Source organism: Halapricum salinum (genome assembly GCF_004799665.1).
GTDB classification, from domain to species: Archaea; Halobacteriota; Halobacteria; order Halobacteriales; family Haloarculaceae; genus Halapricum; species Halapricum salinum.
Genome location: NZ_CP031310.1, coordinates 67,136 through 84,807, shown reverse-complemented (window position 1 = coordinate 84,807; position 17,672 = coordinate 67,136). Strand labels below are relative to the sequence as shown.

Here is a 17,672-nt window from a genome sequence, read left to right as displayed (position 1 = left end):
CCGGCCAGGTCGGCCCGTCCCTCAGCGTTCGGGTAATACCAGATAGATCAGCCCCGCGAGCGCGGTCAGCCCCGCCAGCAGGTAGAACGCACCGTCGAAGACGTTCCAGTCGGCCATGAGGCCCACGAGCACGGAGCCGAACGAGCCGACGACGAAAAACGAGGTCCGCAGCAGGCCCCAGGCGGTCCCCTCGACGTCGTCGGGCAGTACGTCGACGATGTAGGCGTTCGACAGCGGCCCGGAACTCATCCGAAAGCCGATCACGAACGAGGCCACGCCGAGCGCTACGGGCCCGGAGAGCAGCGGGAGTGCGACCAGCGGAACGACGCTCACGAACGCGACGCCGGCGAGCACGCGCGGCGTCCCGTAGCGATCCGCGAGCGCGCCGGTGGTCGTCTGGGCCAGCGCCCCGCCGACGAACAGCAGACTCAACAGACCACCGGCAAGCCCCTGGGAGAGTCCTTTCTGCTCGAAGAGATACGTCGTCAAAAAGGCCGTCACGCCCTGGAAGCCAAAGAGCATGAGCGTCGCGCCGGCGACGGCGAGCAGGAGTCTCCGATCCCGAAATCCAGCGACCGACGCCCGGAGGTCCGGGAGGAGCGAGCGATCGGTTCGGGCGGTCGGACGCGCCGGCACGATCCACCAGAGACCGATCGCGACCACCAGGAAGATCGGTGCGGCCCCGGCCAGTGCGATCCGCCAGCCGACGCTGCCGATCGCCAGCGCCGCGAGAAACGGGAGCAACGCTGCGCCCGCGCTCCCGGCCGCCAGCACCGTCCCGAAGGCGACGCCCTCCCGGTCGGCGAAACACCGTGAGAGCACCGTCCCGCGAGTCGGCCCATAGAGACCGGTTCCGAGCCCAAACACGACCGTCGCGACCAGAAAGAGCGAGAAGACGGGGGCGAAACTGTAGGCCAGGAGACCGAGCGCCGAGAGCAGCATCGAGCCGACGAGCAGGACCCGCTCGCCGACGCGGTCGATGAATACACCAGTCGGAAACTGCATCCCGGCGTAGGCGAGCCACAAGATCGTCACGGCCACGCCCGCGGTCGCGTTCGAGATAGCGTACTCCGTGCGGATGGTCGGCAGGATCGCCGGGATCACGAAGCGCATCCCGAGCACGAGAAACCAGCCGGCCGCGACCGTTCCCAGAAGACGGCTCCGGGATTGGTTCACTGCTACGAGCACCTCACGGATGCGGGTCGCGACGGCCATCGACGGTGCTATCGGGCGGATGGAAAAGACGGTGACGACATCGATCCAGACCCGAACGGTCAAACCGCCCGCGTGTGAATCCCGGGCCATGAGTGACCTCCTCGTCTCGGGTGGGCGCGTCCTCCGACCCGATCTGACGATCGAGCGCGCGGACGTACTGATCGATCAGGACAGCGGCACAATCCAAGCAGTTGGTGACGAGGCCCGTAGCGCCGCACCAGCGGACGAACTCGACGCCGGTGGCGACCTCGTGATCCCGGGGCTGGTCAACGCACACACGCACGTCGCGATGACGCTCCTCCGGGGATACGCCGACGACAAGCCGCTCGATGCATGGCTTCAGGAAGACATCTGGCCGGTCGAGGCCGAATTCACTCCCGAGGACGTCCGGGCCGGCGCGGAACTGGGGATCGTCGAGATGATCAAGTCGGGGACGACGGCGTTCTCGGACATGTACTTCCACGTCCCCGAGATCGCGGCTGCCGTCGAAGACGCGGGTGTCCGTGCGGTCCTCGGCCACACTGCGGTCACCGTCGCGAAAGACGATGGGGGCGCGCGGGCAGACATGCAGGAGAGCCTTGACGTCGCGCTCGAACTCGACGGCGCGGCCGACGGCCGGATCACGACGACCTTCCAGCCCCACAGTCTGACCACCGTCGGTGAGGAGTACCTCCGTGAGTTCGTCCCGAAAGCCCGCGAGGAAGGCCTGCCGATCCACTTCCACGCCAACGAGACCGAAGACGAGGTCGATCCGCTCGTCGAGGAACACGACGAGCGCCCGCTCGAATACGCAGACGGCCTCGATCTTCTCGGCCCGGATACCTTTGTCGCCCACGGCGTTCACGTCGACGAGAGCGAGATCGAGTTGCTCGCCGAGACCGGGACCGGCGTCGTCCACTGCCCGGCCTCGAACATGAAACTCGCCAGCGGGATGGCCCCCGTCCAGGACATGCTGGACGCCGGCGTGCGCGTCGGCCTCGGTACGGACGGGGCGGCCTCGAACAACGACCTGGACATGTTCGACGAGATGCGCGACGCCGCGATGCTCGGCAAGCTCGCCGCCGAGGACGCCAGCGCCGTCGACGCCGCGAGTGTGGTCGAGATGGCTACACAGGGGAGCGCGGATCTCCTCGGTCTCGACTCGGGGCGGATCGAAGCCGGCGCGAACGCCGATCTCGCGGTCGTGGATCTGGACGCGCCGCATCTCACGCCCGAACACGACCTCGTGAGCCACCTCGCCTACGCCGCCCGTGGTAGTGACGTCCGCCACACTATCTGTGACGGTCAGGTCCTGTTGCGCGACCGCGAGGTTCAGGTCTTCGACGAGGACGCGGTCCGAAAACGGGCTAGCGAGCGAGCCCGAGAATTGATCGACCGCGCCCAGTGACCTGGCAGCCGACTCGATCGAGTATTACGGGATATTAGGAAATATAATTATAAACGAGAAACATTTATTGCTGGCGATACGGGACCTTCTGGCAATGAGTTCGAAACAGATGTCCAGTCGATTGCGGTTCGAGTGTGCGGATTGTGGAAAACGAGTCGTCCCGGCGTCCTATCGGGCGGCGTGTCCGGAGTGCCAGGGTGAGTTGTGCGATTCTACCTTCGAGGACCGATGAGTTCCGGCGACATCCTCGTCACCGAGACTGATGGGCTGCCGACGTACGAGCTCGACTTCCGATACGATGACCCGGAGGACCCGGACGAAGTGACGATTTTCGACGACGCGGACGGCGTGACGACGTGGATCTCGGCGGCGGTCGAAGACACAGCCCGACTGGACCGGATCGCCTGAGATCAGCAGTCAGTCGTCTCCCGGCCGGACTGCTCGCGCACGAGAGCGCTCGCGGGCCGGCCGTCGACAGGTCAGGTCTCCCGGCTGGGCTGTTCGCAGACGAGACTGCTCACGAGCCGGCCGTCGACAGGTCAGGTCTCCCGGCTGGACTGACTGCGCATGAACGCGCAGTCGTGTCGGCCGTCGACAGGTCAGGTCTCTTCTTCGGAGACACGGACATTTCGGAAGTAGGAGTTGCCGCTGGCGTCGCTGTCGTCGTCGTTGACGAACACGAGATACGTCGCCGAGCCAGTGTAGTAGTCACCGACTGGAATCTCGTATCGCACCCAGCCGTCGCCCAGCTGGTAGGTGTCGAAGTCCCGCTCGCCCCAGTTCTGTGTTCCGAAAACGTGGAAGATACGGTCCGAGGTCTGGCCGTTGTCGTTTTCCAGGCCGATTCCGTGGATCTCGCCTTCGCTCGTGCTCTTGAATTCGAACGTCAGAACCGTCGAGTCGTTGATCTCGTAGTCGTAGTCGATCCGCTTCCAGGTGTTGTTCGTCAGCTTCAGGGTGTCACCGCCGTCGAGAACGGTGTAGGTGCCGTCCTCGTCCTGGCTGGACTCGAAGCTTTCGATCGTCGCCTCGTCGAACTGGAGCACGTCTATCCCGGGTGCTGGAATCGTCAGCGTCTCCTCGGAGAGGACCTGATTGTGGTTCTCGTCGACGACGAGGACGTCGACTGACCCAGAGTCGAGGCCGTGGCCTGACTTGAGCACGTCGCCCGCGACCATCGTCCCGTCGGCGCTGCCGCTGACGCGCTGGAAATCGGTGAGTGGAATCCGCCGCTCGGTCGACCCTTGCCGGAGGATCACCGTCGTCTGGGTGACGTCGATCGTCCGGCCAGCCTGGTGGCCGACCGTGACGTTTTCGGCGTCTACGCCGGTCGTCAGCGACACCGGATCTGCCGCTTCGCCGCCTTCGAGGAACGCGAACGCCGCGACCGTGAGGACGACACCGAGGACGACCACGATCGCTACCATCAAGAGCGAACCGAGAATCTCTGACTGTCCGCGGGTGTCGTCTCTCGCCATCGTCTGATAGTCGTCCTTTTGTCGCCGGTGACTGATAGTGGTTGCTGTAAGTCTGTTCCGGGTTGACCGCACGCAGTCGTGCGGTCACACCGGTAAATCGTTACAGCAACCACTATGAAGTGTTTCGCCCCGTGAGGAACCGTCAGTCCACGGACGGCTCAGTTTCCGTCGAATCCGGTGTGTCGTCGTCTTCGATCACACTGCTCGCCCAGTCGCCGCGGACGTACCAGATCCCGACCGCAACGGCTGCGGCGACGTGTGAGAACGCGATCCCGGCCCAGACGCCCGTCGCACCGATCCCCGCGAGGGTGATCAGCAGGTACGTCGGCGGGATACGTAGCCCCCACTGGGAGAGCATCGAGAACAGCATCGCCGTCCGCGTCGAGCCGGCACCGCGGAACCCGGCGTTGACGACCTGGAAGATCCCCATGAAGACGTAGGTCGGGCCGATGATCTTGAAGTAGTCCGTCCCGAGACGGATGACGTCGGCTTCGCCCGGAATGAAGATCGTCACGAGCGGCCGTGCGAGAACGAACACCAGGACACTCACGAACCCGAAGACTGCCACGACGATCCCACTCGACAGCAGGACGGCTCGCTTCGCTCGGTCTGCCTTTTCGGCTCCGAGATTCTGCCCGACGGCCGTCTCGGTCCCGCGCGCCAGTCCGACTGCGGGCAGGAACACGAACGTATTGATGCGGTTGCCGATCCCGTAGGCTGCGACGGCGGGGCCGCTGACCAGCGCCGCCAGCGCCGTCATCGCCGTGTAGGCCAGGGAGTTCGCGCCCTGCTCGGCCGCTGTCGGCACGCCGATGTCGACGATCTTCTTGACCGTCTCTCGTTCGAGATAGAGATCCGACAGCGAGAGCGTCAGTCCGAGTCGGCCCGAAAACAGCAACCAGAGGCCGATCATCGCGGCTACACCGCGGGAGGCGACCGTCGCGATCGCCGCACCTTCGACGCCGAAGCCGGCAAATCCTGTCGCGGCGTAGAGATCCGCCTGTAGCGCCACGAAGTCGATCCCGACCGGTAGCGCGTCGGCCCACTCGAACAGGAGATTGTTTTCGAAGCCGAAGATGAGGAAGGGGTCGAGCACGACGTTCAGGACGACGCTCGCGCCCATCAGGTACATCGGCGTCACGGTGTCGCCGTACCCGCGCAAGAGTGCCTGGAAGATGAAGAAGCCGAACATGAACACGACGCCCACGAAGATGATCCGCGTGTAGACGACTGCCAGCCGGATCGCTTCGGGGTCTGCTGAGCCTCCGATCAACGGTAGCAGTGTGGGTGCGAGTAGGAAGCCGAGTCCGGCGAGCACGACCGAGACGAGCGAGACGAACGCGATGGTCTGGCCGGCGACGTGACTCACGCGATCCGTCCGGCCCGCGCCAGTGTTCTGCGAGACTAACACTGTCCCGGCGACAGTCAATCCTCCGCCGAGACTGACCATCAGAAAGACGAACGGCAGCGACAGCGACAGCGCCGTCACCGCGTTCTCCCCGAGCCGTCCGACCCAGAAGGTGTCGGCAAGATTGTACGTGACTTGCATCAACTGCGAGGCGACGATCGGCAGCGACAGCACGATCAACGGCTTTAGCAACGGCCCCTCGGTGAGATTCACCGACGGGCCAGACTCGTCAGTCGACACGAGAATCACCGACCGACCATCGAACGCTCGCGACCAACATACTGACTAATTAGTCAGGAACTGTCGAGATTGAAAAACGTGACGACATGCGTGGGTACTCTTTCATATCTATACAATGTATGTGTATTAAACGCTAGAATGTGTTTTTAAACAGTAAAGCGGAACCTATGGCGGTATTATCGCTGAAGATCGTGTCGTGAACAGCGGTGAACGAGAGTTCGGGTTTATGGGAATTACACACGCTCTATCGGATGAGATGCGCACCAGCAAGGCACTCGCACTGATCGTCGCTGTCACCGTGGCCCTCTCTATCGTGGGTCCGGCCGCAGCGGCAGACGGATTGACCGTCTCGGTCTCACAGGACGGGGACGACGTCACCGTCTCTGTGACACAGAACAATACGACCGTCTCGAACGCGTCGGTCGCTGTCGCGACGGTGAACACGACGAACGCGACGAATACGACTTACGACGGGGTTGGAAACTACACGACTGACGACGAGGGTGTCGTCGAATTGTCCGCGCCCGAGGACAATCTGACCGTCGCGGTCAACGCGTCCTCGGACAACCTTACGGGGTCGACGACCGCCGATCTGCTCGCAGAGTCAGTCGTCGAGAACGAGACCGAGAACGTGACCTCGGACGTCGACCTCAACGTGACCTTCGACAACGGGACCGTCGACTACAGCAACGTCACGGTCGAGGACAGCAATCCGTTCGGGCTGTACGTCAGCTCGTTTGTCCACACGGTCCAGAACGAGAACGTCTCCGGGCCCATGGGGCAGTTCGTCTCCTCGTTCGTGACGACGTTCAACCCCGGAAACGCGCCCGCACACGCTGGCCCGCCCGAGAACAAGACCCAGGGGCCGCCCGCCCACGCCGGCCCACCGGAGAACAAGACCCAGGGGCCGCCTGAAGACGCCGGCCCGTCAGAGAACAAGACCCAGGGCCCGCCTGAAGACGCCGGCCCGCCCGAAGATCGCGGCCCGAGTGGCGACGACGAAACCGACGACGGCGAGGACGGCCAGCAGCGCGGTCCCCCGGCACACGCGAAAGGTCGATAGAACGCGCGGTTTTTCTTCTGTTTTCACCGCTCTGTCAGCGATAGCTCTCTCGTCGTGACGACCGGCCCTCGGTCGGCTTCGGCAGTGTTTTGCCACCCCTGACCATTTGGGGAGATATGACCGAGCAGCCGATTGCCGAGCGACTCGACGACGTCGAAACGGCCGTCCAGAAGGGCCGCAAGAAGATCGACTGGGCACGCCAGCACATGTCGATCGTCGAGCACCTCCGCGAACAGTTCGAGGCCGAGAAACCACTCGAAGGCGAAACGATCGCCATGGCGATGCATGTCGAGGCGACGACGGCCGTCCTGACCGAGGCGCTCGCGGCCGCCGGGGCCGAAGTCGCCATCACGGGCTGTAATCCCCTCTCGACCCACGACGACGTCTCCGCGGCGCTGAACGCCACCGACAACATCACGTCCTACGCGAAACGCGGCGTCGACGACGAGGCCTACTACGACGCGATGCACGCCGTAGTCGACCACGATCCGACGATCACTATCGACGACGGCGCGGACCTCGTGTTCCTGATTCACGAGGAGTATCCCGAACTCATCGACTCGATCGTCGGCGGCTGTGAGGAGACGACGACGGGCGTCCACCGGCTGCGCGCGATGGACGACGACGGCGCGCTCGACTATCCGATGTTCGCCGTCAACGACACGCCGATGAAGCGGCTGTTCGACAACGTCCACGGCACGGGCGAGGCCTCGCTCACGGCGATAGAACTCACGACGAACCTCGCAATCGCGGGCAAGACCGTCGTCGTCGGCGGCTACGGCCAGTGTGGCAAAGGCGTCGCCAAGAAGGCCGCCGGACTGAACGCCGACGTGGTCGTCACCGAGATCGACCCGCGACAGGCTCTGGAAGCACACATGGAAGGCTTCGAGGTTCTCCCGATGAAGGAGGCTGCAAACAAAGGCGACATCTTCGTCACGACGACGGGCAATCGCGACGTCATCACCGAGGAGGACTTCGAGGTCATGGGCGACGGCGTCCTGCTGGCCAACGCCGGTCACTTCGACGTCGAGATCAACCTCGAACAACTGGAGGAGATGGCCGAGGAGGTCATCGAGGCCCGCGACGGTGTCACCGGCTACGTCCTGCCCGACGGCCGCCAGCTCAACGTCCTCGCGGACGGTCGGCTGGTCAACCTCGCGGCCCCGAAAGCCGAGGGCCACCCCGTCGAGGTCATGGACCAGAGCTTCGGGATTCAGGCCGTCTGCGCCCGCGAAATGGCTCTCAACGGTGCGGAGTACGACGCCGGCGTCCACGACGTGCCCGACCGACTCGACCGGGAAGTCGCGGAGATCAAACTCGACGCCGAGGGCATCGAGATCGACGAGCTATCCGACGAGCAGCGCGAGTACATGGACTCCTGGCAGCACGGGACGTAGGGGCGACTATCCACCGAAGGCGTCCAGGCACGCGTCGACGGTCTCTCGGAGATAGCGATCGATCCGATCGAGGTCCCACCCGACCGCCGAGAGCACGCTCGCGGCCGCCCGCAGTAGCAGCGAGGCGTAGAACTCTGTGTCGTAGCTGTCGGGTTCTTCCTCGGCCAGGCGCACGCGCTCGGGCTGGCGGGCCGAATCGTCGATCACGACGTACCGAACCGACTGGCCGGGGTGGCGCGTTCGGTCGAGCTGGCGACACCGCCGCAGCGCCGCCTCGGTTCGAGTCGCCTGCTGGTAGGCCGCCGGCGACTTCGAGAGGCGTGTGGTGAGTACCAGCTCTTCTGGATCGACGTCGCCGCGGCGGAGCGTCGCGAGCGTGCCCTGAAGGTGGTCACACACTGCCGACGGATCGCGGGTTTCGTCGAACCGCTGGACGAGTTCGCGCTGGCGCTCGGCGACGAACGGCGGCGTCGAGCGCTGGCGGGCCTCGATCCCTCTGAGCTTGTACTCGCCGTCGGCGCGCTTGCCGACGTAGCGCGTGAGCGCGCCGCCCGGCGCGTCGCGTTTCGGCGGGAAGGCCACCCACTCGTAGCGGCCGTCGCGTTCGAGATCGATTCCTACCGAGGCCGAAATGTCTGCAACGATTCGCTCCAGTGGTTCGGGATCGCTTCGGGCGGGCGTCACCCACAGACTGTCGACGATGCCGTGGAGGACGCGCCAGCCGCCGGCCTCCAGGCGTTGCTTGGCCTGCAGGGCGATCTCGCGGGCGTAGGCGTTGATCGCCTCGTGGCACTCGATGCGGCCGAACTTGGCGTTGCGATACCCCTGATAGCCGAACGAGGCGACGAGGATCCACTTGAGTGCCCCCGATCGTGATTCCAGCGCCGCCACGCGTTCGGGATCGTCGGCCGCGTCGATCTGCCGTTTGAGTTCGGCTCGTCGATCCAGCAGCGGGTCCAGAACGTCGGGGAGAAAGCCCGACCGGTCACAGACGCTGTAGCCGACCTCGGGGACGTCTGCCCGGTCGTGGCAGTCGCAGTCCACTGTTTCGGGGCTGACGTTGTACTCGCGGATGATCGAGGGGTACAGCGAGGCGAAGTCCAGTTCGTGGACGTCCTCGTGGAGGCCAACTTCGGGGGCGAAGATGAAGCCGCCCCTGTCCGCATCGTACAGTCGGGACGGAGATTTGAACGCCTCCGGTTCCCACTTGTTCCAGGGGACGAGCACGCCCCGGTCGAGGGCCTCGCGGATCTCGATGGCAGTCAGGACTGTCCCGATCGACGCCCAGGACAGTTCCTGCAGCGGCCGGCCGGACAGCTCGACGAGGTCGAGCATGCCGTCGAGGCTCGATTCGCCCCACAGGAAGCTGTTCGAGCGGTCGATCAGCACCCGCCCGGGGATGTCGTATCGGGCCGGCGAGTAGCCTGCCTGGCCGTAGCTGTGATAGACGTTCGCGCCCGCGAGACACTCGTAGCCGGGCCCGCGGCCGAGGTCGACGCCGTTCGCGCCAGTGGTGTCGTCTGCGGCCCCGACGTTCGCGGTCCCGTCGCCGGCGAGGTGCGGAACGAGCTCACCCGCAGAGAGCACGAGCACGTCTGGATCGTGAGACGCGAGGTGCTCGCGCAGGGACTCGCGCTTTCGCTGGTCGGTCCCGTCGAGACGCTCGCCGTCGAGCCGCAACCCCTCCAGCGTCTCGTCGACCAGCGATCGCTCGGGGAGCGACAGGCGGGTCGTCCGGAGGCTTCGACTGGGTGTCGGCTCCCTCCCGGTCGCCAGACAGTATCGGAAGCCCGGAGTGAGGTCGACGTTGTACAGTCGGTAGGTCCCTGGCGGGTGGTCTCCGCGTTCGTGGGTGTGTTTGACCTCGCGGGCGAACGGCCGCACGTCAGCGGCGCGGTCGAGCGTGACCCCCAGAACGCGCTGTGGCTCGCGATCGTGGAGATTCGTCCGCCAGCGCTCGAACGCCGTCTCGCGGACCTTCGGATCGCCAGTGAGCGCGTCGGCAAGCGAACCCAGATCGCGGTCGCTCGCGACGTACACAGTCGGATGGAACTGCTCGCGCTCGACGTGGACGCCGCCGCCCGGATCGACGTGCCAGTGCCGGACCGTCTGGCCGTCGAACTCGGCGGTCAGCATCGCTGCCCTCCGGCCTCGATCGTGTCGAGATCGTCCTCGTAGGCGGCCTGCAGGCGGCGGATCGCTCGCTCCTGGGAGAGCAGGATCGACCAGAGCACGGCGCGCTCGGGGTCGGTCGGGTTCAGGTAGGCCGCGGCGTCGGCGTGGCGGTCGGCGCGCTCGAACAGCCGGTCGAAATCGCACTGGGACTCCCGCCGGAGCGCCCGCCGGAAGGGATCGAGATCCGATTCGACCCCCCTGAGCAGGTCCCGGTAGGTGGGGCTCGTTCGGCCCATCTCAGACCTCCAGGGTCCGCTGGCCGACGGCTGGCGCGTGGTCCAGACCCGGGACTATCGGAAATTCGACGGCCGGGACGGTTCCACACAACTCGACCCAGTAGGGGATCGTCGTCTGCCAGAACCGGCCGCAGCGGTAGGCGGTCGTCTCGACGCCCCCGCCCTCGAAGGCGTGGCCGAACCGCGTCTCGCGACACGTGACGACGCTGTCAGCGTGTTCCCGGCAGGTATCGGCGTGTTCGCCGTCGCCGGCGGTCGTCACAATCACGGGGAGGTCGGCGGCGTGGCCCAGTTCCGAGAGATATCGGAGGCTCGCTTCCAGCAGGTCGGCGGCCTCCCAGTCGGCCAGATCGGCGTCGCCGTAGAGCGCTCCGACGTTCGGGACGACCACCAGCGCGGTGCGGGCCCCGACTCGCTCGACCACGCGGCGGACGAGCTGGTGGTGCTGGTAGGCGGTGAACGCCCGGGCGATCCGGAGCCCCCGGAGGTGCCGATCGTCCCTGGCGAGGTCGAACAGCACGCGCGTCGTGGCGGTATTGGCCGCGTCGATCCAGTAGGCCTCGCCGGCGGTTTCGAGCGTGGCGAGGGCAAACTCGTGGACGGCCGTCGACTGTGCAGCGGGCGTTTCGAGCAGCGTCAGGCCCGGATCGGGGTCCGGGTCGATCGCGTCTGGCATAGCCGGAGCGAGGCCCGACGGGGCAAAAGGCCTGACCGGGTGATTTCCGATATTCCGTTACTCGGATCTGCCGACCGCGTGGTAGGTCCGGCCGCGTTTCTCCCCGCTCGCGCGGACGAGGTTGTAGTGGTCGAGTTTCGACAGGTAGTCTCGCACCGTGCGGCGGGTCCGAGGTTCGTCGACGCGCTCACGGTAGCGCTCGTAGAGGTCGCCGGGTTCGATCTCGCCGGCTTCGGCGACGATCCGGTAGCAGACGCGCTGGTGGTCGGTCAGCTGGTCGATCGCCCGCTGGCGGACCGTCTCGCGGGCGTCGGGGATGGCGTCGGTGAGCATCGCGTCGGTGATGGCGTCGGCGTCTTCGCGTTCTGCAGTCCGGGCCGCAGACCGGAGCGTCCCGATCGCGATCCGGGCGTCGCCGGCGGCGGCGTCGGCGATCCGACGCAGTTGCGAATCGGAAATCGCACCGGGTTCGAGCCCCTGCTCGGCGCGGCCTTGTAGGATGGCGACGAGTTCGTCGGTGCCGTAGCGGTCGAAGCTGAGTCGGGTGCTCGATTGCAGGCGCGAACTCGTCCGCTCGCTCAGCGAGGCGAACAGGTCCGTCTCGCGGTTGGCGACGACGACCAGGGTGAGGTGGGGCAGCCGCGAGAGGTCGTACAGCAGCGAGGGATCTTCGAGCTGGTCGGCCTCGTCTAACACCGCGACGTAGGGGTGGTCGTCGGCCTCGCGAAGCCGATCGAGCAGTTCGTCTTTCGGCGTCGAGCGCCGGTGGACATCGACGGTTCGGTCGATGGCGTCGAGCAGCCGATAGAGGACGCGAAAGCGAGTGCGGTCGGACCAGCAGTTGACGTAGCACGTTCGGAGATCCAGCAGTTGCTCGCGGAGACGCGAGACGGTGTAGCGAGCGACGCAGGTCTTGCCCACGCCGGTCGGTCCGAACAGCAGGGCGTCTTCGGGCCGGTCGTCGTCGACCAGCGGCTCCAGTGCCCCGGCGATCGTGTCGACCTCCGCGTGGCGGTGGACGACCTCGCTGGGGACGAATTCCGTCTGGAGGACTCGCGCGTCCGTGATCACGTTGGCACCGTCGGCCGCCAGCCCCATAAACGGAACCGGGTGATTTCCGATAGTTCCGATATCCAGAGTCTCGTCGAAACCCTTGATAGAAGATAGGTTTCAGCAGCCGTGCTGAATACAGTGCGTGTATCTATCACCCACTACCGGGGTCAATTGACCATCCCAATTGCATCGGGGGTTGGCGGGCGAACGTTTCACTCGGTCGAGACGTCCTGCCACGACGACTCACCGAAGAACGATTGAAGCGCCATGAGCACTCCCACGTACGTTCCGAAGACAACGATGACGAGCGGGACCACGAGTGCCAGCACTAAACTACCGAGTGGGTTGATTCCAAACATTTGGAGGGGCATCATATCGACGGTAGATTCCAGTCTTGTATAATATTGTCGAAATCGGGCATTACTAATTCGCGTCTGTGACTTCTGGAAATGACCGATATGCGCGCTGTATGTAGCATGATTGCGACGAACTACTGGGTACCTGTCTGTAAGAGCGTGCAAGATATAGAGCGTGTAGTCAGTAATTTTTGCTAACTACACGTATACGTACTGAAATGAGGGTCGCTTCTATTGGGGTGGGGACACAAGTTCAAAATGGATACATGTGTACTGGACACATTACGACTAATGGCAGACGATATGACTCCCCGAGAGAACGGCAAATACGGGTCTGACTGGTATCGGACACTCGTTGAGGAGGTAAACGATCTCGCAACAGTCGTTGATCCCGACGGGACGATAACCTACGTCAGTCCGGCTGTCACACGGATTCTCGGCTACGATCCCGACGAATTGGTTGACAACGAAGGATACGAGTTCGTCCACCCCGAAGACCGGGAACGAAACGCCGACGCGCTGGAAACCGTTCTCTCGAACCCGTCTGAATCCGAGACTGTCGAAGTCCGATTTCGCCACGCCGACGGTTCGTGGCGCTGGATCGAAGCCACAATGCGGAATCGACTTGACGATGATCTGATCGATGGGGTTCTCCTTAGCAGTCGGGATATCACTGAGCGAAAGCAGTACGAGGCCGAAGCCCAGGAACTCGCCGAAGAGTACGAAGCCCTCTTGAACAACGTCGAGGATGCCATCTTTCTCATTAATGTCGAAGAAAGTGAGGATAGTGTTCGATTTGAATTCGAACGACTCAGCCCCTCCTACGAGCGCCAGACCGGAATTACGACAGAGGAGGTGCAGGGCCAGACACCACGTGATGTGTTCGGTGAGGAGCAGGGTGCTGAGTTAGAAGCGAACTATCACCGCTGTGTCAACGCTGGCGAACCAATCTCGTACCAGGAGGAACTCCAGGTCGGCGAAGGAGCACGCTTCTGGCAGACGAAGCTTGCCCCGGTGGTCAATGAGAGTGAAATCACGCGTCTGGTCGGGGTTACTCGGAACGTGACCGAACGCGTCGAGCAGGAAAGACAGTTACACCAGCAGAACGAGCGCCTCAAAGAGTTTGCGAGTGTCGTGTCCCACGATTTGCGCAATCCGCTTAATGTCGCACAGGGGCGTGCAACGCTCCTCGCCGAGCAGGTTGAAAGCGATCATCTCGATCCACTACTTCGAGCGCTCGACCGGATGGAGGCAATCGTTGAGGACACGTTGACGCTTGCTCGTCAGGGCGACACAATAAGCGAAACCGAGTCGATCAGCTTGACTGACCTCGTCGGGAAGTGCTGGGGGACAGTAGACACGAAAAACGCAAAGATCAACATTGTCGATGAGATGACTTTCCAAGGTGATCCAGACCGGCTACGGCACGTTTTCGAGAACTTGTTCCGCAATGCTGTTGAACACGGTGGGTCCGACGTGACCGTCCGTGTCGGTCGTCACAATGAGCGGGGAATCTACGTCGAAGACGATGGGACAGGAATTCCAGTAAAAAAGCGTGATGAAGTATTCGAGCCCGGCCATTCGTCAGCACAGGGTGGTACTGGTTTCGGGTTGACCATCGTCAAACGGATAGTGAAAGCCCATGGATGGGAGCTGTCTGTAGCTGATGGAACTGATGGCGGAGCACGGTTTGTGATTGAGATGGTGGAACAGAAAGATTTCGTGTGAGTTCTTAGCCGAGTTTTGACCCTCTGCATCGAGAAGTGCGGTCTTAACTACTGAAGGTGGCGTGTACGGGATATGCGCCCTATATGTCGCACGCCAGTTCTCTCAACTGTTGCGGGTTTCAACAGAGCCACCTCCAGTGCTCGACCTCATTCCCGGGTCGCGAAGACGAACTCGCTGTCGCTGCCGAGTGGATCGTCGACGACGCGCGTCTGAAGGTCGCCGAATCCGGCCTCGCGCAACTGCGCGAGCGTGCGGTCGCGACCGGGTGCCGAGAAGAACATCCGCCCGCCCATCCAGCCCCGGCGGACGGTCTCGAACGAACCCCCCGGAAGCGTCATCAGGAGGCGCCCGCCCGGCTTCAGGACGCGAGCGAACTCCTGATAGACGTCGGAATGGCGATCCCGGGAGACGTGAAACACCGCGTGATAGGCGGTGATGGCGTCGACGGACGCCTTCCGGAGGGGAATCGCGAGCATGTCGCCCTGGAGGAGGCGCGCTTCGGGGACCGTCTCTGTCGCGAGTTCGAGCCCGCGCCGCGAGACGTCGAGTCCGATCGCGCCGTCCGGGAGGTTCGCCAGCGTGCGCGCCCCATCACCACAGCCGACATCGAGGACGAGCGGGTCGGGTCCCAGCGCGTCCACGAGGTCCTCCAGCAGCGCCGCGTCCGACCCGGAGGGGTCGCGCTGGCGGGCGTACGTCTCGGCGATGGCGTCCCACTCGCGGCGGACAGCCTGTCGGTCCATACGTCTCGTGCGGGCTCCAGCGGCTTGTACGCCCGGGACGTCCAGACCGGGATGGTGCCGGAACGACACACTCTTTAGGGTGGCCTAAAGATACACGTCCAGGACATGACAGCGGACATCTGCGTCATCGTGCCGACGATACGGGAGTACGAGTGTATGCGTGAGTACGTCGCGAACGCCCGCGAACACGGCTTCGACACCGACCGGCTGCACGTCGTCCTCGTCACCGAGGACTTCTGTGACACCGAGGCGATGGCCGCGATGCTCGACGACCTTGAGGTCTCGGGCGAGGTCTTCGACGGGAGCGCGCGCGAGGCGTGGTTCGACGACCACGACGTCAGCGAGTTCGCCCACCTGATCCCCGAAGCCAGCCACGCCCAGACGAGCTTCGGGTTGCTCTACATGTGGGACGGCGACTTCGAGCGCGGCGTCTTCATCGACGACGACACGCTACCGCACGACGAGGTCGACTTCTTCGGTACCCACATGGACAACCTCGACTACCGCGGGGCGATCGAGGCCGTCGAGTCCGACGAGCGCTGGGTGAACGTGCTGTACGACACCGATACCGATCTCTACCCCCGGGGCTACCCCTACAGCGCGATGGACGAAGACGTGCGCACGGAGACCACGACCGTCTCGGACGTCGTCGCCTCCCAGGGCCTGTGGACGAACGTTCCCGACCTGGACGCCGTCCGGATCCTGATGGACGGCGACCTGCAGGGCCAGGCCCAGACGCGCCTCGACGCCGAGCACTTCGGCTCTGATTTCGTCGCCGCGCCCGGCCAGTATCTCACCGTCTGCTCGATGAACCTCGCCTTCGAGCGCGAGGTCATCCCCGCCTTCTACCAGCTCCCGATGGACGACAACCCGTGGGACGTCGGCCGGTTCGACGACATCTGGAGCGGCGTCTTCCTCAAGCGCGCGGCGGACCTGCTGGGCAAGCAGATCTACAACGGGGACCCGCTGTGTGAGCACAACAAGGCCCCGCGTTCGACCTTCGGCGACCTCACCAACGAGGTGGCAGGCCTGGAACTCAACGAGCACGTCTGGGAGTACGCAGACCGCGTCGGTGAGGCCGACAGTTACGCCGACGCCTTCGCGAAGATGGCCGACGAACTGCTCGCCGCGGACGTCTCCGAGTACGAGAACGGCGAGTTCCTGCAGCACTGCGGGGAGTACATGCACGACTGGCTGGACTGTCTCGAAGCGCTCGACGCCGGGGAACTGCAGGCGAGCGAACCCGCGGCCTCGGTGGCTGACGACTGACCAGAACCGCCAGACTTAACAACTTTAGGCAAACCTAAATCATACAATGACGGACCACGACAGCGACTTCGACGGTGGCGCATCGGGCGGCAGAGAGACGTCTTCTCGCCGGCGATTTCTGGCAGCGAGCGGTGTGACTGCGGTCGGCGCAGTGGCTGGCTGTCTCGGGGGGCCCGGCGGAAACGGTGACGGCTCCTCGGGTGACGGGGAGATGAACGAGTTCAGTCTGGGCTCGTTCCAGGGATCGGGCCCGTTCGTCGGCAGTCGGCCGGAGCCGAGCGGGACGTCGATCCGGGACTTGCCGAACCTCTCCGGTACCTTCGGCGTCGCGCTCGGCGGCGGTGAAGGTGGACTCTACATCGACCTCTTCGAGGAGCTCGAGGAGATCTATCCGGATCTGACGATCGAGCACCGGACGGCGCCCTCCACCGATCTGGCAAACACGATCAAACAGGAGGCCGACGCCGACAACGTCCAGCAGGACATCTTCCTGTCGGTCGACGCGGGGTCGCTGGGTGTCGTCTCCGAGGCCGGCGCGACCCAGCAGCTGTCGGCGGACGCCATCAGTTCCGTCCCGTCGGCGTTCAAAGACGACGAGCGCAACTGGGTCGGCGTCGCGGGCCGTGCCCGGGCAGTCCCGTACAACACGAACGAGCTGTCGGCGAGTGACGTTCCCTCGACGGTCCAGGAGTTCCCCGATACCCTGGGCGGATCGATGGGCTGGGCACCGTCCTACGGAGCCTTCCAGTCGTTCATCACGGCGATGCGGCTGATCCACGACGATGAGACGGCGATCCAGTGGCTCGAGGATATGCAGAACGCGGGCGTCGAGACCTACGCCGACGAGTTCCAGGTCTCACAGGCCGTCGCCGACGGTAACCTCAACGCCGGGTTCGCAAACCACTACTACGCCCTGCGGGTCAAGGCCTGGAACGACGACCCGCCGATCGAACTGGCCTTCACCGAGGGCGACGCCGGCGCGCTGGTCAACGTCTCGGGTGCGGCGGTGCTGACCGGTGCCGACGACACGGCGGCGGCGACGGACTTCGTCCGACACCTGCTCTCGGCCGAAGCGCAAGAGTTCTTTGCGACCCGGACCTACGCCTACCCGATGATCCCCGGCGTCCAGCCGGTCGGCGACCTTCCGACGGTCGACGAACTGGACGCGCCGGACATCGACCTCACGGAACTGTCCGATCGGGGCGGTACGCTCGACGTGATGCGTGAGGCCGGCCTGAGCGTCTAACC

Annotated in this window: 17 protein-coding genes; 8 read left to right on the top strand and 9 right to left on the bottom strand. The window is 64.4% G+C overall.

Features of this window, described 5'->3' with window-relative positions; all coding sequences use genetic code 11:
• Positions 1-21 precede the first annotated feature (21 nt).
• Positions 22-1,305 carry an MFS transporter gene (locus DV733_RS00485; protein ID WP_237560478.1) on the bottom strand — a complete coding sequence of 428 codons (1,284 nt, stop codon included), beginning with the start codon at positions 1,303-1,305 and terminating at the stop codon, positions 22-24.
• On the opposite strand from DV733_RS00485, the gene DV733_RS00480 reads away from it, so the two are divergent.
• From DV733_RS00480 to DV733_RS00470, 3 genes are all read left to right on the top strand, one after another.
• A complete protein-coding gene (locus DV733_RS00480; RefSeq protein WP_049994291.1) occupies positions 1,304-2,602 on the top strand; it encodes an amidohydrolase in 1,299 nt (432 codons plus the stop codon). The two genes, DV733_RS00485 and DV733_RS00480, sit on opposite strands and share 2 nt — an antisense overlap.
• 94 nt (positions 2,603-2,696) lie before the next feature.
• The gene (locus DV733_RS00475) at positions 2,697-2,834 is read left to right on the top strand and encodes a rubrerythrin-like domain-containing protein (protein ID WP_202594268.1); all 138 of its coding nucleotides are present in this window, start codon (positions 2,697-2,699) and stop codon (positions 2,832-2,834) included.
• A complete protein-coding gene (locus tag DV733_RS00470) occupies positions 2,831-3,010 on the top strand; it encodes a hypothetical protein (RefSeq protein WP_049993237.1) in 180 nt (59 codons plus the stop codon). Before DV733_RS00475 ends, DV733_RS00470 begins: the two co-directional genes overlap by 4 nt.
• Positions 3,011-3,201: 191 nt before the next feature.
• Here the strand turns inward: DV733_RS00470 and DV733_RS00465 are convergent, their stop codons facing one another.
• A complete protein-coding gene (locus DV733_RS00465) occupies positions 3,202-4,080 on the bottom strand; it encodes an archaellin/type IV pilin N-terminal domain-containing protein (protein ID WP_049993236.1) in 879 nt (292 codons plus the stop codon).
• Positions 4,081-4,222: 142 nt separating this feature from the next.
• Positions 4,223-5,728, bottom strand: coding sequence for an MATE family efflux transporter (locus DV733_RS00460; RefSeq protein WP_049994290.1), 1,506 nt, complete (start codon positions 5,726-5,728; stop codon positions 4,223-4,225).
• Positions 5,729-5,984: 256 nt separating this feature from the next.
• Here DV733_RS00460 and DV733_RS00455 point away from each other — a divergent pair, with 256 nt between their 5' ends.
• Together DV733_RS00455 and DV733_RS00450 are read left to right on the top strand one after the other, a co-directional pair.
• Entirely contained in the window at positions 5,985-6,791 is an 807-nt protein-coding gene (locus DV733_RS00455) for a proline-rich domain-containing protein (RefSeq protein WP_049993235.1), read from the top strand.
• Positions 6,792-6,907: 116 nt separating this feature from the next.
• Positions 6,908-8,188 carry an adenosylhomocysteinase gene (locus tag DV733_RS00450; RefSeq protein ID WP_049993234.1) on the top strand — a complete coding sequence of 427 codons (1,281 nt, stop codon included), beginning with the start codon at positions 6,908-6,910 and terminating at the stop codon, positions 8,186-8,188.
• A gap of 6 nt (positions 8,189-8,194) precedes the next feature.
• Here the strand turns inward: DV733_RS00450 and DV733_RS00445 are convergent, their stop codons facing one another.
• From DV733_RS00445 to DV733_RS16990, 5 genes are all read right to left on the bottom strand, one after another.
• On the bottom strand, positions 8,195-10,324 hold the full coding sequence (locus DV733_RS00445; protein ID WP_049993233.1) for a type B DNA-directed DNA polymerase: 2,130 nt from the start codon (positions 10,322-10,324) through the stop codon (positions 8,195-8,197).
• Positions 10,318-10,599 carry a hypothetical protein gene (locus DV733_RS00440; protein ID WP_049993232.1) on the bottom strand — a complete coding sequence of 94 codons (282 nt, stop codon included), beginning with the start codon at positions 10,597-10,599 and terminating at the stop codon, positions 10,318-10,320. The genes DV733_RS00445 and DV733_RS00440 overlap by 7 nt, the downstream gene beginning before the upstream one ends.
• 1 nt (position 10,600) lies before the next feature.
• Entirely contained in the window at positions 10,601-11,275 is a 675-nt protein-coding gene (locus tag DV733_RS00435; RefSeq protein WP_049993231.1) for a hypothetical protein, read from the bottom strand.
• A gap of 57 nt (positions 11,276-11,332) precedes the next feature.
• Positions 11,333-12,346 carry a Cdc6/Cdc18 family protein gene (locus tag DV733_RS00430; protein ID WP_049994289.1) on the bottom strand — a complete coding sequence of 338 codons (1,014 nt, stop codon included), beginning with the start codon at positions 12,344-12,346 and terminating at the stop codon, positions 11,333-11,335.
• 194 nt (positions 12,347-12,540) lie between these two features.
• Positions 12,541-12,702, bottom strand: coding sequence for a hypothetical protein (locus DV733_RS16990; RefSeq protein ID WP_154019516.1), 162 nt, complete (start codon positions 12,700-12,702; stop codon positions 12,541-12,543).
• A gap of 273 nt (positions 12,703-12,975) precedes the next feature.
• Here DV733_RS16990 and DV733_RS00425 point away from each other — a divergent pair, with 273 nt between their 5' ends.
• Positions 12,976-14,412: a PAS domain S-box protein gene (locus tag DV733_RS00425; RefSeq protein ID WP_049993230.1), complete on the top strand. Its 1,437-nt coding sequence runs from the start codon at positions 12,976-12,978 to the stop codon at positions 14,410-14,412.
• A 146-nt stretch (positions 14,413-14,558) separates the two neighbouring features.
• Here the strand turns inward: DV733_RS00425 and DV733_RS00420 are convergent, their stop codons facing one another.
• Positions 14,559-15,155 carry a class I SAM-dependent methyltransferase gene (locus DV733_RS00420; RefSeq protein WP_049993229.1) on the bottom strand — a complete coding sequence of 199 codons (597 nt, stop codon included), beginning with the start codon at positions 15,153-15,155 and terminating at the stop codon, positions 14,559-14,561.
• Between the two features lie 105 nt (positions 15,156-15,260).
• Here DV733_RS00420 and DV733_RS00415 point away from each other — a divergent pair, with 105 nt between their 5' ends.
• Both DV733_RS00415 and DV733_RS00410 read left to right on the top strand, forming a co-directional pair.
• Positions 15,261-16,424, top strand: coding sequence for an alpha-1 4-glucan-protein synthase (locus DV733_RS00415; RefSeq protein WP_049993228.1), 1,164 nt, complete (start codon positions 15,261-15,263; stop codon positions 16,422-16,424).
• Positions 16,425-16,470: 46 nt separating this feature from the next.
• Positions 16,471-17,670: an extracellular solute-binding protein gene (locus tag DV733_RS00410; protein WP_049993227.1), complete on the top strand. Its 1,200-nt coding sequence runs from the start codon at positions 16,471-16,473 to the stop codon at positions 17,668-17,670.
• Positions 17,671-17,672: the final 2 nt, after the last annotated feature.

What these genes read in the sequence shown, in the direction of transcription:
- DV733_RS16990 (WP_154019516.1), bottom strand. Translation starts at nt 12,702, where the DNA reads ATGATGCCCCTCCAAATGTTTGGAATCAACCCACTCGGTAGTTTAGTG.
- DV733_RS00420 (WP_049993229.1), bottom strand. Translation starts at nt 15,155, where the DNA reads ATGGACCGACAGGCTGTCCGCCGCGAGTGGGACGCCATCGCCGAGACG.
- DV733_RS00465 (WP_049993236.1), bottom strand. Translation starts at nt 4,080, where the DNA reads ATGGCGAGAGACGACACCCGCGGACAGTCAGAGATTCTCGGTTCGCTC.
- DV733_RS00435 (WP_049993231.1), bottom strand. Translation starts at nt 11,275, where the DNA reads ATGCCAGACGCGATCGACCCGGACCCCGATCCGGGCCTGACGCTGCTC.
- DV733_RS00425 (WP_049993230.1), top strand. Translation starts at nt 12,976, where the DNA reads ATGGCAGACGATATGACTCCCCGAGAGAACGGCAAATACGGGTCTGAC.
- DV733_RS00440 (WP_049993232.1), bottom strand. Translation starts at nt 10,599, where the DNA reads ATGGGCCGAACGAGCCCCACCTACCGGGACCTGCTCAGGGGGGTCGAA.
- DV733_RS00475 (WP_202594268.1), top strand. Translation starts at nt 2,697, where the DNA reads ATGAGTTCGAAACAGATGTCCAGTCGATTGCGGTTCGAGTGTGCGGAT.
- DV733_RS00445 (WP_049993233.1), bottom strand. Translation starts at nt 10,324, where the DNA reads ATGCTGACCGCCGAGTTCGACGGCCAGACGGTCCGGCACTGGCACGTC.
- DV733_RS00480 (WP_049994291.1), top strand. Translation starts at nt 1,304, where the DNA reads ATGAGTGACCTCCTCGTCTCGGGTGGGCGCGTCCTCCGACCCGATCTG.
- DV733_RS00415 (WP_049993228.1), top strand. Translation starts at nt 15,261, where the DNA reads ATGACAGCGGACATCTGCGTCATCGTGCCGACGATACGGGAGTACGAG.
- DV733_RS00485 (WP_237560478.1), bottom strand. Translation starts at nt 1,305, where the DNA reads ATGGCCCGGGATTCACACGCGGGCGGTTTGACCGTTCGGGTCTGGATC.
- DV733_RS00410 (WP_049993227.1), top strand. Translation starts at nt 16,471, where the DNA reads ATGACGGACCACGACAGCGACTTCGACGGTGGCGCATCGGGCGGCAGA.
- DV733_RS00470 (WP_049993237.1), top strand. Translation starts at nt 2,831, where the DNA reads ATGAGTTCCGGCGACATCCTCGTCACCGAGACTGATGGGCTGCCGACG.
- DV733_RS00455 (WP_049993235.1), top strand. Translation starts at nt 5,985, where the DNA reads ATGCGCACCAGCAAGGCACTCGCACTGATCGTCGCTGTCACCGTGGCC.
- DV733_RS00450 (WP_049993234.1), top strand. Translation starts at nt 6,908, where the DNA reads ATGACCGAGCAGCCGATTGCCGAGCGACTCGACGACGTCGAAACGGCC.